The organism is Streptosporangium sp. NPDC020145 (genome assembly GCF_040631275.1).
Taxonomy (GTDB): Bacteria; Actinomycetota; Actinomycetes; order Streptosporangiales; family Streptosporangiaceae; genus Streptosporangium.
On the sequence record NZ_JBEXZT010000023.1, the window covers coordinates 51,782 to 64,655 of the forward strand.

Sequence of the window (12,874 nt, forward strand, 5' to 3'; positions counted from 1 at the left end):
GAGACGATCGGGGGAGGCCGTCGCAAACAGTGGCAGGTCCACCGGCTGTGCCGGGAGAACACCCGCCGCGCCCGCGAGACCTGACGGTCACAGCCGCACGAGGAACCCGTCCACGACGAGCGTGCGGGCCAACTCGATCTGCTTCGCCTCGGACAGCTCCGGCAGATCGCGCACCTCGAACGGCTCGGTGCTCCTCGACAGGAACAGCATCGCGGCCCGATGGTCCGCGTCGGCGCTCACCAGCGACTGCGCGAACTGTAGCGCGACGCCGTCCGTCATCATCAGTACACGTGAGTAGAGCGGCTGATACCTGACCACACGGGTCCGTCCGTCGATCCGGGGAGCCTCGACGGCGTTGGGGACCAACTGCCCGACGGGCCGGCATCGGCCACGCCGAACCAGGGCGTCCCCCAGAGCCCCGAAACCTTCGGCCATGACGGCCGGGTCCTCGATGGCCCTGGCCACGTCGCGCAGGAGGTCGTCGAGGCTCGCACGGACGCCCACGTCGTCAACGTGCCGCGGTGGCAACTGGGCGAGGACGCGGTCGTCCCGGTAACTCAGCGCCTCAAGTGCCTCGGTGACGAGCTTCAGCACGGTCGGTGCGTGGATCCCGACGGTCAGGTGGATGGACGGCTCGGCGTTGGCTGTGGCGGCGTGGACGCGGCCGCGCGGGAGGTACAGCGCGTCCCCCGCGTTCAGCCGCAGGACGGCCGGTGCCGGGAGGTCGGACACGACGACCTTCTCCCGGCGTCGCATCTTGTGCGGCGGCACGTCGGCGTCGTCGTGGACGTGCCAGGTTTTGGATCCCTGGACCTGGAGGACCAGCACGTCGTGGTCGTCGTAATGAGGGAGGAAGCCTCGCGATCCGGGCGGCGTGATGTAGGCGTTGACCTGTGTCTCGAAGTTCAGCTCGACCTCAAGACTGTGGGCCAGTGAGGCGACGGTGGGCACGTGACGCTCGACGCCGTTGATGACGATCGTGTGGCCGTCTGCGAAGTCGTTGCGGATCCGGACGAGGTCAATGGTGCCGTCGGCGAACCTGTAGGAGTCGGGGCTCCTGCGGTCGTTCTCCCGCACGACCGTCACAGTCGACGGTTCCGGCCGGACGATCTCCAGGACGTCCTCGACGGCTGCCGGGCCGAACAGGCTGCCGAAGTAGTCTTCGCGGTCGCGTTCGACGTGGTAGTGCGTGATGCCCCACACCTTCTGCAGGAAGGTCTCCACCGTGAGCGGCTGGAGCAACCGGGCCAGCGTGAATTCGACGGTCATGCGTTCCCAAACTTCGCCGTGATCAGTTCACCGGGATAGCCGTTGCGCACCAGCTCGTCGCACACGTACTGGTACATCACCTTGTAGGCGTCGCAGTACACCGACGGATTGTCGAACCCGTTCCGCTTCGAGAAGCGGTTCTCCAGGTCGCCACCGCGGCAGACATGACGCCACCGGCACCCGGCACATCCTTCGGGCAAGGTGTTGAAGGTCTCCTCGACCTCCAGGAATACCGGTTCGGCGAGAAATTCGCGCAGGCTGGTTTCTGCGGTGGAGTACACCGGCGTCCCGGTGTACCAGCCCAGTGCCGGGATGAACGTGTCGTCGATCGCGACGGTGCCGTCGCTGCGTGCGATGACGACCTGGTTCTCCTTGCGCGGCCGACAGAACGCCTGGCCGGGGGCCACGTCCGGCCGGAAGTGGTCGAGCAACTGGTCGACGAAGCGGATGTGCACGTCCGTGTTGTCTTCGCTGAACCATTCGTGGAAGAGATCCGAGAGGCACGAACCGTACTGCTTCGCCGCACCCGAGGAGACGAACTCGACGTCATCGGCGTTCCTGTCGGGAAGCAGGAAGGTCATGTTCCGCACGCCCAGTGCCCGCAGGTAGCGGTAGACCTCGCGGTAGTCGTTCCCGCTGTGCATGACGCTGACGGTCGACGGCAGCGGACTCCCGGGCCCATGGGCCTCGACGAGTCGCCGGATCGCGTCCTCCGTCCGGCTGAAGCTCGAACGACCATGCCGGTCAAGGCGGAAGCGGTCGTTGACCGTCCGCGGCCCGTCGATGCTGACGCCCACGGCGACGCCGTGCTCGGCGAAGGCCGCGATCCACTGGTCATCGAGCAGCGTGCCGTTCGTCTGGATGCTCAGCAGGACGGTCGCGACCGGTTCGATGACCTCCCGGAGGAGCCGGCACGCCTCAGCGAACCTTCTGACCCCGATGAGGGTCGGTTCGCCGCCGTGGAAGGCGATCTTCGCGCACGGAATGCGCAGCTCTTCACAGCCTTGGGCGATCCAGTGGGCCAGCGCCTCCGTGACGTCGGCGGAGGCGAGTGAAGGCCTGTCGAACGCCGTCTCCTCGCCCATGTTGAAGTAGTAGCAGTACGTGCAGTTGATGTTGCACCGTTCGGCCACCTTGTAGACGACCTGGAGCGCCTCAATGGAGCCCGGCTCCGCCGGGCTCCATGCCGGCCGGACCACCCTGTCCACCACCGCGCGGACCTACTTCTGCAGCGGGGCCTGGTCGTAATTCCCGCCGCCGCCCTGGGTGTAGTTGCCTCCGCCACGCTGCGAGTAATTACCGCCGTGCTGGTTGTAGTCGAGGGAGCCCGCGATTACCTCACCCGGTGCGATGATTCCGTTCAGGATGCTTTCTCCGAGGATTTTGCGGCCCTCGACGGAAATCGTCGACCGACCCTCCGATACTTTTTCTTCATTCGCATCCGGCATGACGCGATCTCCTTTCGTGTCAATCAGTGACCGGATCGGCCGTTCTCACGTTTCTTGCGATCAGGGGGCACACCGCACAGGCGCTTGGCCCGGCCTGCGTGAACCAGCGGCATGCTCTCCGGATCGAACAGGCCGGCAGGGATTCGGTGGCGGTCCCGAGTTCCAGGGCGTCGTCGATCACGGAGCACCGCTCGCCGGTCCAGTTCCTGCAGCCGTCCTCGACGCAGGGCTGGGCGAATCGGAAACGCTCCTCGGGAACCCGCCCTTTGGTGGCGTCGGCCACGAATTCGTCATCGATCCTGAGAGCCGGACGTATGTATCCGAGTCGACCGGTGGCGTCGAAGACCCCCAGCAGGATCGCGTCCCTCTCGCACCGGGCGCTCGGGCAGAGGATCTCCGCCGCCTTCTCCCCGTGGACGCCCACCACGTCAGCTCCCGAAGTCCGGCTTCCTGAGCCCGGTGGCCGCGATCTGCTCGCCGGAGATCTCGACCGCCCAGATTCCCCGTGTCCTCCCGCCGTCGCCCCCTGCCCGCGCGGCCAGGATGGGGTTGTTGATCCATGCCCTGTCGCTGAGGTCGACGCTCGCGAGTTCGATGGCCACCGCTTTCTGCACGGCTTGGTCGATCCTGCCGATCACGCTCTCGTCGAGCTCGAAATCGAGCACCACACGAAATTCGTGTCGCGCCACGGCCGCCTCCTCCACAGTGTTCCCAGGCTTTTATCCCGCTGTGACACCGGCCGTAATCATGGGAAAACCAAGACAATACCCTCTTTGCGCGATGGATGGCGTCGTCGGGTGTCTTTTTTATCCGGCTTTTCGAACCGGTCGAGGAAACTGGTTTCAGTGAGGCTTCTCATCCCGCTTCACGGAGTTGGGGTGTGCGGATCGTCCTGACAAGTCGACCTGCGCGAAGGACGCTCCGGGCGTTCAGCGGACCACATTTCTGCGACCATGTTCGCGTCCGCACCGAAGCGTGGAAGGAACCGGTTCAGCCGAGGTCCCTGGCGCGCAGGCCGGCCTCGAAGCGGGAGTCGGCGCCGAGTGCCTTCATCAGGGCGGCCACCCGGCGACGGTAGGTGCGCAGCGACAGGCCCAGCTCACGCGCCGCGCTCTCGTCCTTGCGCCCGCTGCCGAGCATGGACAGCACCCGCAGGCTCTCCTGGTCGAGTACGGGCGGCGCCGAACGGCGGAACTCGGCCAGGTCGGCGGCGGCGTTCCACGCGGTGAGGAACAGCGCGTTGACGTTCGCGACCACGTCGGGGGAGCGGACCACGGTGTAGGAACGCTCGCCGGGACCGGGCGGCCCGGCGAGGACCGCGAGGAGCCCGTCGACGATGATCGTCTCGTACGGCAGGCCCGTCGTGGAGATCCGTACCAGGGCGCCCCTGCGGGCGGCCTCGTCGAGATGGCGCCGTCCCTCCTCGTCGGCGAGGAGCCGGGCGTCGAAGAGCTTGCGGACGGTCAGGGGACGGTCCTTCACGATCCGGGCGCGCATGCCGGGCATGCTCCAGGTCTCCAGGTCACCGGCCGCGCAGGAGAACTCCCGCCGCGCGCCGAGCAGCAGGTGCCCCACCCGCGCGGTCAGCTCCCGCTCTCCGCGCAGGGTCACGTTCCGATCCTGGTCCACGCCCCAAGTCTGCGGTGCCGCGCCGTACGGGACAAACCCATACAGGTCAGGGCGGGTGGCAGCTTGCTGCCAACGCCTCGCGTGGGGCGGGGCGGAGGCGGCAGGGTCGGAGACATGACGAAACACGTGACGCTCGGTGGTGACAGGCGGATCTCACGTCTCGGGTTCGGGGCGATGCGGTTGCCCGCACGCAGCTGGGACGGCCCCAGAGGCGACAGGGAGGCCGCGCTCGCGGTGCTGCGCCGGGCGGTCGAACTCGGCGTGGACCACATCGACACCGCCGCGTTCTACTCCTACGAGGATCTCTCGTCCAACGAGCTGATCAGGACGGCGCTGCGTCCCTACCCCGAGGACCTGGTGATCGCCACCAAGGTCGGTCCCCGGCGTGGTCCCGGCGGGTGGCTGCCCGAGGCCGGTCCCGGTGACCTGCGCGCCGCCGTCGAGGAGAACCTCACCGGGCTGGGGCGGGACCACCTCGACCTGGTGTATCTGCGGGTCGGCCTGATGGGGACGTCGGAGGAGCCGATCGGGGAGCGCTTCGCCGTACTGGCCGCGCTGCGGGAGGAGGGGCTCATCCGGCACCTCGGGCTCAGCAACGTGACGGCGAAGCAGTTCGCGGAGGCACGGGACATCGCGCCGGTCGTCGCGGTGCAGAACCACTTCCACCTGACCCGGCAGGACGACCTTGACCTGCTCGCCGAGTGCGAGCGGGAGGGGGTCGCGTACGTGCCGTTCTTCCCGCTCGGCGGGTTCGGGCTGCCGGACGACGGGCGGATCAGGCGGATCGCCGACCGGCACGGGGCCACGGTCGCGCAGGTCATGCTGGCCTGGCTGCTCGCCCGTTCCCCGGTCATGCTGGCCATCCCGGGGACCTCCTCGCTCGCGCACCTCGCCGAGAACACGGCCGCCGCCGACCTTGTGCTGGACGAGCGGGAGGTCACGGAGCTGAACACCCTCGGCCTTCAGCAAGGTTGACATTTTGTTGTGAGATTCGCCGGGGAAGCCTTCTGGTCGTTCCCGTGGACGCGTAGGGTCGCGGCCATGACCGCACGGAGATCCATGTGATCGTGACGGAGCTGAACGTCTATCCGCTCAAGAGCTGCGCGGGCACCGCGCTGCGGGAGGCGGAGATCACGCCCAGGGGGATACGACACGACCGCGAGCTGATGCTCGTCTCGCCGGACGGCACGCACCTGTCCCAGCGGGAGGTGCCGGGGATGGCGCTGTTGCGGCCGGTCTACGACGGCGACAAGCTCAGGGTCGAGCCCCCCGACCCGTCCGCGACGGCCCCGCTCACCCACGAGGTACGGCGTGACCTGCCCGCGCGGGACATCACCCTCTTCAACGCCCCGCACCGGGGCGTGGACCAGGGGGAGGAGGCGGCCGACTGGTTCTCCACGGTGCTCGGCGTCCCCTGCCGCCTGGTGTGTTTCCCCGACGACCACGTCCGCAGGATCAACCCGAGGCACGCCGTCGGGGAACTCCGCTACGCCGACGCCCTCCCGCTGCTGGTCACCTCGGCCGAGTCGCTGGCCGAGCTGAACACGCGGCTGGCGGAGCCGGTGCCGATGAACCGCTTCCGCCCGAACATCGTCGTCTCCGGCTGGCGCGAGCCGTTCGAGGAGGACGGGGTACGGCGGCTGCGGATCGGCGAGATCGAGGTCGAGCTGGTCAAACCCTGCGGGCGCTGCGTGATCGTCAACGTGGACCAGGCGACGGGGGTCAGAGGCCGGGAGCCGCTGCGCACACTCGCCGGATACCGGACCGTCAGGACGGACAAGCCACGCGTCGTCTTCGGCAAGTCCGGCCTGCCCCACACCCCGGGCACGATCCGCGTCGGCGACCCGGTCGTCCTCCTGGAGTGACAATCTGTCATTGGATTGTCACTTTATCCTGACCGGCCGGCGATGGCCGTTCGAGTCCGGTCGTTCCTGTGGGGCTTGGTGCCGGTCCGGCCGACGCCCCCGCCCCGGTGAGGGACGTCGGCCGACGGCCGGTCACAGGTAGGCGCCGTCGAAGGGGACGCCGTCCCACAGGGCGCGCTCGTGCCCCCTGGGGTCGTCGGCCACCCTGGGGGAGAGGTCCCAGATCATCGTGGCGCGCCGCGGCACCCGGTAGGCGGGCCAGGCGGGACGCGGGACCGTACGGCGCGCGTCCGGGTCGCCCGTGCGGGCGAAGGAGGCCCAGGCGTCGATCATCTGGGCCGACAGGGTCGTCAGCCGCGCCCGGTCGGTCCGCAGGGCCTCGGGGCCACCCTGGACGCCGACGAAGCGCAGCGTGCCGAACATGAACGGCAGCTCGATCGTGTGCACCGCCCCGACGCCCTTCGGCGGCGCCCAGTCGAACTGGTACACGTAGGTCGGCCGCCAGCGGCTCTGCGCCTCGGCGAGCCTCAGGGCGGGCACCCGCATGCCCTGGTCGGTGAACATCGCCAGGGCCGCGGCCTGCTTCGTCCTGTCCCTGCGGTAGACCTCGGTCATCCGGGCGCGCCGGGCGGCCAGCTCCTTCGGGAAGAACGCGTCGTACTGCTCGGCGAGGGTTCCCAGCCCGTCCTTGGAGTACTGGCCGAAGAAGTTCATCTCGTCCCGGTCGGTGCCGATCAGCAGGTCGATCCCCCGGGCGTTGCCCGCCTTCACCCGTTTGGTCACCGTGTCGCGGACCAGCGTCCCGTCGACGTACGGGCCGAAGTAGAGCGCGTGCCCGGCCGCGCCGGGAAAGGCGGCCACGGCCTTCTCCTGGACCCTGAGAAGCTCGGCCACGGGCATCGTCCGCAGCGCGGCGAGGTCGCGCACCGGCAGGGTCGAGGCCAGCTTCCGCTCGAACGCCGCGGTGTGCACCAGGGCCCCGCTGCCGCTCTGCAGTACGGCCCTGCGGAACAGCCGCTCGGGGTGGTCGGTGGCGAGCATCGCGCTGATCGAGAACGCGCCCGCGGACTCCCCGACCACGGTGACGTTGGCCGGGTCGCCGCCGAAGTCGGCCACGTGGTCGCGCACCCAGCTCAGCGCCGCGATCTGGTCGCGCAGCCCGTTGTTGCCCGAGCCCCGGTAGGCCGGGTCGAGGCCGCCGAGTTCGGCCCAGCCGAGCAGCCCGAGCCGGTAGTTGAGCGAGACGACCACCGCGTCCCCCCTGGTGGCCAGGTTCGTCCCGTCGTAGCGAGGCTCGTTGCCGGTGCCGTACGCGGCGGCGCCGCCGTGGATGAAGACGATCACCGGTCGTTTCGAGCGGTCCGGCTTCGGCGTCCACACGTTCAGGTGGAGGCAGTCCTCGTCGGTGTAGACCTTCCTGTCGTCGGGATAGTCCTCCGACATCTGGTCGCGGCCCTGGGGGCAGACCCTGGTGCCGTCGACGGCCTTGAGCGTGCCCCGCCACGGGGACACCGGGCGCGGTGGCCTGAACCGGAGCCTCCCGACGGGTGGTTGCGCGTACGGGATGCCGCGGAAGGCGCACAGGCCGTCCGTGGCCGTCCCCGAGACGACGCCGAGCGAGGTCCGGGTCACGCAGGCCGTACCCCCGGCTGCGCCGGCGGTGGACGCGGTGGCGGGTACGGCCAGCGTCAGGGCCGCCCCCGCGACGGCCAGAGCGGCGGGCAGGGAGATGGGCAGGCGGAGCGAACGGAACATCGAGACCTCCTCGGGCTGTGTGGATCGAGGAGAGCCTCGCGGCGGAGGGCACCGTCGCGGATCGGCCTGCCGAGCGAACCCGGAATCACCCGCGAGAACCAGGAACCAGAGAGCGGGGAACCGCTCCGGGGCGAAAGGCCGACAGGGCCGGGAACCGCGCAGGGACCAAAAGGGCCTGCCGGGCGGGGGCCGGGGCACCACACGGGGACAAGAGGACCTACGGGAGCCGTACGGAAAGCAGGGGGCAGGGGTACGCGGCACCGGAGCTATGGAGCCGGGCATCACACGGGAACCGTACGAAACAGGGGACCGAGATTACGCGGCGCCGGAACTCATGGGGCCGGGCATCGCACGGAGCCGGGAGCCGTACGGAGACAGGAGACCGGGCTACGCGGAGCCGGGGACGGTCAGGCCTGACTCGTAGGCGAACACGACGGCCTGGGCCCGGTCCCGCAGGCCGAGTTTGGTCAGCAGGTTGCTCACGTGCGTCTTGACCGTGTGCTCGCTGACCACCAGTTCGGCGGCGATCTCGGTGTTGGACAGCCCCCGGGCGATCAGCCGCAACGTGTCGGTCTCCCGGTCGGTCAGTTCGCCGAGCCGTCTGCGCAGCTCCGGCCTGGCGGTGCCGCGCCGTACGACGTCCTCGATCAGCCTGCGGGTCACGGCCGGGGCGAGCAGCGCCTCCCCCGAGGCGACGAGCAGGACCGCGCGCACGAGCTCCTCCCGCCGCGCGTCCTTGAGCAGGAAGCCCCCTGCCCCGGCGCGCAGCGCGTCGTAGACGTACTCGTCGACGTCGTACATCGTCAGGACCAGCACCTTCGCCGAGGTGCGGCGGCAGATCTCCGCCGTGGCCGCGACGCCGTCCATCCGGGGCATGCGGATGTCCATGAGGACCAGGTCGGGCTGGAGCTCGACGGTCTTGGCGACGGCCTCGGTCCCGTCGGCGGCCTCCCCGACGACCGTGATGTCGGGGTGGGCGTTGAGGATCAGCGAGAAACCGGCGCGGAACAGGTCCTGGTCGTCGGCGACGAGCACACGCATGGGAGCCCCTGTCAGAGAGAGCCGAGGGGGAGGACGGCGGTGACGGTGAACCCCCGGGGATCGACGGTGAGGCCGCCCCCACAGGAGGCCGCGCGTTCGCGCATCCCGACGACGCCGTGTCCCTCGCGGAACTCGGCCGTGCCGCCGCCCCCGTCGGTGACCTCGATCGTCAGCGCCCGTCCCGACCAGGTCAGGCGCAGCCGCGCTGTGCGTACGGCCGCGTGCCGCAGGACGTTCGTCAGGCACTCCTGGACGATCCGGTAGGCGGCGATGTCCACCGCCGCCGGGACCGGCGACCGGGTCCCGTGCTCCTCGACGACCACGTCGAGACCGGCCCCACGGGTGCGTTCGACCAGGTCGGCCAGGGTTTCGAGGCCGGGCTGCGGTTCGCGGACCGGGCCGTCCCGCAGTGTCCCGAGGATCAGGCGGAGCTGGCCGACGGCGTCCCGCCCGGCCGTCGCGATCGCCTCGAACACCATCTCCGCCCGCGCCGGGTCGTCCCGCACGACCAGGGGCCCCGCCTCGGCCTGCACGACCATGAGCCCGACCGAGTGGGTCACGATGTCGTGCATGTCGCGGGCGATGCGGGTACGTTCCTCGGCGACCGCCGCCGCCCGTTCCTCACGCAGCCGCCGCGCGCGTTCCTCGACCATCCCGCGCTGCGCGCGTCTGGCCCTGGCGCCGACCCCCAGCGCGTAGGCGGCGACGTAGGCCGTCACCACGTAGCGGAAGGTGTCGAAGTCCTCGTGCGGCAGGATCAGGGAGGTCAGCACCCCGACGGCCAGCAGCCCGACGCCGATCATCCGCAGCGTCGGCGGGGCGAGGGCCGCGATGGTGTAGGTGCACACCAGCGGGCCGTACGGCATGAGCAGGAACGGCGGATGCGTGAGCGCGTCCTGCATCAGCACCAGCGCCGTCATCGCCAGGCCCGCGACCAGGCTCGCCGCGATCAACAGCGTCCGCCGCCACAGGACCGGCGCCGAGGACAGCAGGGCCAGGACCACGACCCACCACGGCTGGAGGCGAGGCAGCAGGACCGGTACCACCGTCGCGGCCGTGACGACGGCGGCGATCGCGACGTCGGCCCGGGGCACGCGCAGGAGGTTCGGCGCGCGTAGGGAGTCCACTGGTGTCACCGTCCGGGTCGAAAGCCCCATTGAGGAGCCCTGTAAGGCTATGCGCCGTTGGACTCCCGCCCCGTTCGACGGCCAGGCCGCCGACCATTGAGGAGTCCTGTAAGGCTATGCGCCCCCCACCGGGACACGCCTCCCTCGCCCGACCGAGGCCGCCCTCCCTCCCGGGAGGGAACTCTCTGGGCCGGCTCCCATAGGGGAACCTCCAGGGCGAACTCCCGGGGGCGGGATCCGGGCGGCGAGGTCCACGTGCAAGGGCTCACGCCCTGGGATTCACGACGTGACGCCCATGTCCCGAGGCCCGCGTCCCGAGGCCCGTGCCCAGAGGGCTCACGCCGGGATTCACGACGTGACGCCCACATCCCGAGGTCCGAGGCCCGAGGCCCATGCCCGGAGGGCGCACGCCCGGGGACTCACGGCCCGAGGTCGGTGAGGAACTCGCGCAGGGCCCTGCGGTAGGGCTCGATCGTGGTGATGTCGGCGTACTCCTCGGGGCCGTGCTGCCCGTCCCCGCCGATGCCGAAGATGACGGCGTCGATGCCCCGGCGGTAGTAGAAGCGGCCGTCGGCGGCGCCGTGCTTGCGCAGCAGGGCGCCGTCGTAGCCCTGGTTGCGCGCCGCCCGCCGCAGCCCGAGCACCTCGGGCCGTTCGGGGTCGGCGTGGTGCGGCGGGGCGACGTGGGTGACGACGGGCACGACGCCCGGCGCGCAGAAGGCCGCCAGGTGCGCGGTGACCTCCTCCTCGGTCCTGCCGTCCAGGTCGGGGTCACCGGCGGGGAAGCGGATGTCCAGCCACGCCTCCGCCTGGTCGGGCACCTGGTTGCGGGCCGTGTTGGAGGTCTCGATCCTGGCGACGTTCACCGTGGTCCGCCAGGCCTCCTCGGTCGCCACGGGGTAGCGCTCAAGCAGGGCCCCCAGGCTGCGGTTCAGCTTGAGCAGCGCGTTGTCGCCGAGCCACTGGTAGGCGCTGTGCGCGCCGAGTCCGTTCGCCCGCAGGTTCGCGGACACCATGCCCTTGGAGTCGGTCACGACCCGCAGCCCGCTCTGTTCGCCGATGACGACGAAGTCGGCGGTCACGCCCTGGTCGATCTGGTGGGCCGTGCCGTCCAGGCCGCCGACCTCCTCGTCGGTGACGAGCTGCAGCCCGATCGGGTACGGCAGCGCCCCGGCGAGTTCGCGGAAGACGAGTGTCTCGACCAGCGCGGACACCTTCATGTCGTGGGCGCCCCTGCCGTACAGGCGGGTGCCTTCGAGGCGGGGCCTGAACTGGTGCGGTGGCGCGGGCACCACGTCGAGGTGGGCGTTGAGGACGACCCGGAACCGGGGCCTGCGGGGACCGGGGTAGACGAGCGCGCTCGGCTTGCCGTTCGAGACGAACCGTTCGACCGTGAACGAGTCGTCGGCGAGGAGGCCGAGCACGAGTTCGAGCGCCTCACGCAGGTCGCCGGGGCGGTCGGCGGTCGACGGCACGGCGAGCAGCCGCCGTGCCGTCACGAGGAGGGAGTCCAGATCCACCGCCTCATCGTCCCCCGCCCCGGCGCTTCCGTCACCCGTCACGGGCGGAGGAAGCACATGATGACGAACCTGGTCACGTGCGAAAGGAACCACACGCGAACGAACCATGCGCGAACAGGTCACGGGCAGGCGAATCCACCACGAACGGACGAATCACACGATTGACTCCGTCACGGTGGACGAACCGCACGATGGTGAACTCGGTCGCGTGTGGACGGGCCACGGGCGGGTGAATCCGTCACGCGTGGGCGAGGACGAGGGTGAAGTCCCCCGTCGGGTCGGTGTAGGTCCGGCTCGGGGTGAATCCGGCCGCGACCAGTTCCCGGCGCAGGCCCTCCTGACGGAACTTGGCGCTGATCTCGGTACGGGTCTCCTCTCCCGCCTCGAAGGAGACCGACAGGTCGAGGGCGGCGATCCGCACGGTCATGGCGCGGCTCGCGCGCAGCCGCATCTCGATCCAGTCGTTGCGCTGGTCGTACAGCGCGACGTGTTCGAAGGCGTCCGGCTCGAAGTCGGCGTCGAGCCGGTGGTTGAGCACGTGCAGGACGTTCCTGTTGAAGGCCGCCGTCACCCCGGCCACGTCGTCGTAGGCCGCGACCAGCCGCCCGGTGTCCTTCACCAGGTCGGCCCCCAGCAGGAAGGAGTCGCCGGGGGAGAGGGTGGCGCGCAGCTCCTTGAGGAACACGGCCCTGGCCTCGGGGTCGAGGTTGCCGATGGTGCCGCCGAGGAAGGCCACCATCCGCCGTCCCCGCTTGGGCAACAGCGCCAGGTGGCGTTCGAAGTCGGCGCAGACCGCGTGCACCGCCATCCCCGGGTAGCGGGCGGCGAGGCGCCGCGCGGCGTCGCCGAGGGTGACGGCGTCCACGTCGACCGGGGTGTAGGCGCGCAGCGTCCCGGCCGAGGCCAGGGCGTCGAGCAGCAGCACGGTCTTCTCGCTGGTCCCCGAGCCCAGTTCGACCAGCGTGTCCGCCCCGCTGTCGGCGGCGATGTCGGTCGAGTGCCTGCGCAGGATGGACAGCTCCCTGCGGGTCGGGTAGTACTCGGGCAGCCGGGTGATCTGGGAGAACAGCTCACTGCCCGTCTCGTCGTAGAACCACTTGGGCGGCAGCCACTTGGGGTCGGACGTCAGCCCGGCGCGGACGTCGTGCTCAAGGGCCTGGCTGAGGTAGTCGTCACCGAGATGGTTGGTCAGGCGTACGTCGGACTGGCTGACGGGCATG

At 70.1% G+C, this 12,874-nt stretch carries 13 protein-coding genes; 2 read left to right on the forward strand and 11 right to left on the reverse strand.

Annotation, left to right across the window (positions count from 1 at the left end; all coding sequences use genetic code 11):
* Positions 1 to 87: 87 nt before the first annotated feature.
* The 6 genes from ABZ463_RS31410 to ABZ463_RS31435 form a co-directional block, all read right to left on the reverse strand.
* A complete protein-coding gene (locus ABZ463_RS31410; protein ID WP_362781587.1) occupies positions 88 to 1,269 on the reverse strand; it encodes a cupin domain-containing protein in 1,182 nt (393 codons plus the stop codon).
* Positions 1,266 to 2,468, reverse strand: a complete 1,203-nt coding sequence (locus ABZ463_RS31415) for a radical SAM protein (protein WP_362781589.1) — start codon at positions 2,466 to 2,468, stop codon at positions 1,266 to 1,268. The genes ABZ463_RS31410 and ABZ463_RS31415 overlap by 4 nt, the downstream gene beginning before the upstream one ends.
* Positions 2,469 to 2,489: 21 nt before the next feature.
* Entirely contained in the window at positions 2,490 to 2,717 is a 228-nt protein-coding gene (locus ABZ463_RS31420) for a hypothetical protein (protein WP_352011216.1), read from the reverse strand.
* Positions 2,718 to 2,736: 19 nt separating this feature from the next.
* Positions 2,737 to 3,144, reverse strand: coding sequence for a hypothetical protein (locus ABZ463_RS31425; protein ID WP_362781592.1), 408 nt, complete (start codon positions 3,142 to 3,144; stop codon positions 2,737 to 2,739).
* A 1-nt stretch (position 3,145) separates the two neighbouring features.
* Positions 3,146 to 3,406 (reverse strand): hypothetical protein, encoded by a 261-nt coding sequence (locus tag ABZ463_RS31430; RefSeq protein WP_352011214.1) that lies wholly within the window; start codon positions 3,404 to 3,406, stop codon positions 3,146 to 3,148.
* 301 nt (positions 3,407 to 3,707) lie between these two features.
* Positions 3,708 to 4,346: a DNA-binding response regulator gene (locus ABZ463_RS31435; protein WP_352011213.1), complete on the reverse strand. Its 639-nt coding sequence runs from the start codon at positions 4,344 to 4,346 to the stop codon at positions 3,708 to 3,710.
* Between the two features lie 114 nt (positions 4,347 to 4,460).
* Between ABZ463_RS31435 and ABZ463_RS31440 the strand changes: the two genes are divergently transcribed.
* Complete coding sequence (locus ABZ463_RS31440; protein ID WP_362781595.1) at positions 4,461 to 5,321, forward strand: oxidoreductase; 861 nt, start codon at positions 4,461 to 4,463, stop codon at positions 5,319 to 5,321.
* Positions 5,322 to 5,407: 86 nt separating this feature from the next.
* Positions 5,408 to 6,211 (forward strand): MOSC N-terminal beta barrel domain-containing protein, encoded by an 804-nt coding sequence (locus tag ABZ463_RS31445; RefSeq protein ID WP_362781597.1) that lies wholly within the window; start codon positions 5,408 to 5,410, stop codon positions 6,209 to 6,211.
* Positions 6,212 to 6,343: 132 nt separating this feature from the next.
* On the opposite strand, the gene ABZ463_RS31450 is transcribed toward ABZ463_RS31445, so the two are convergent.
* The 5 genes from ABZ463_RS31450 to egtD all read right to left on the reverse strand — a co-directional run bounded on the left by ABZ463_RS31450 (position 6,344) and on the right by egtD (position 12,873).
* Positions 6,344 to 7,966 (reverse strand): carboxylesterase/lipase family protein, encoded by a 1,623-nt coding sequence (locus ABZ463_RS31450; RefSeq protein WP_362781599.1) that lies wholly within the window; start codon positions 7,964 to 7,966, stop codon positions 6,344 to 6,346.
* A 387-nt stretch (positions 7,967 to 8,353) separates the two neighbouring features.
* Positions 8,354 to 9,007 carry a response regulator transcription factor gene (locus ABZ463_RS31455; RefSeq protein ID WP_362781601.1) on the reverse strand — a complete coding sequence of 218 codons (654 nt, stop codon included), beginning with the start codon at positions 9,005 to 9,007 and terminating at the stop codon, positions 8,354 to 8,356.
* An 11-nt stretch (positions 9,008 to 9,018) separates the two neighbouring features.
* Positions 9,019 to 10,134, reverse strand: a complete 1,116-nt coding sequence (locus ABZ463_RS31460) for a histidine kinase (protein WP_362781603.1) — start codon at positions 10,132 to 10,134, stop codon at positions 9,019 to 9,021.
* 419 nt (positions 10,135 to 10,553) lie between these two features.
* The gene (locus ABZ463_RS31465) at positions 10,554 to 11,654 is read right to left on the reverse strand and encodes a M20/M25/M40 family metallo-hydrolase (protein WP_362781605.1); all 1,101 of its coding nucleotides are present in this window, start codon (positions 11,652 to 11,654) and stop codon (positions 10,554 to 10,556) included.
* A gap of 238 nt (positions 11,655 to 11,892) precedes the next feature.
* Complete coding sequence (gene egtD / locus ABZ463_RS31470) at positions 11,893 to 12,873, reverse strand: L-histidine N(alpha)-methyltransferase (RefSeq protein WP_362781607.1); 981 nt, start codon at positions 12,871 to 12,873, stop codon at positions 11,893 to 11,895.
* Position 12,874 lies beyond the last annotated feature (1 nt).

Coding starts and splice junctions, on each gene's coding strand:
- ABZ463_RS31410 (WP_362781587.1), bottom strand. CDS start 1,269: ATGACCGTCGAATTCACGCTGGCCCGGTTGCTCCAGCCGCTCACGGTG.
- ABZ463_RS31420 (WP_352011216.1), bottom strand. CDS start 2,717: ATGCCGGATGCGAATGAAGAAAAAGTATCGGAGGGTCGGTCGACGATT.
- ABZ463_RS31440 (WP_362781595.1), top strand. CDS start 4,461: ATGACGAAACACGTGACGCTCGGTGGTGACAGGCGGATCTCACGTCTC.
- ABZ463_RS31450 (WP_362781599.1), bottom strand. CDS start 7,966: ATGTTCCGTTCGCTCCGCCTGCCCATCTCCCTGCCCGCCGCTCTGGCC.
- ABZ463_RS31455 (WP_362781601.1), bottom strand. CDS start 9,007: ATGCGTGTGCTCGTCGCCGACGACCAGGACCTGTTCCGCGCCGGTTTC.
- egtD (WP_362781607.1), bottom strand. CDS start 12,873: ATGCCCGTCAGCCAGTCCGACGTACGCCTGACCAACCATCTCGGTGAC.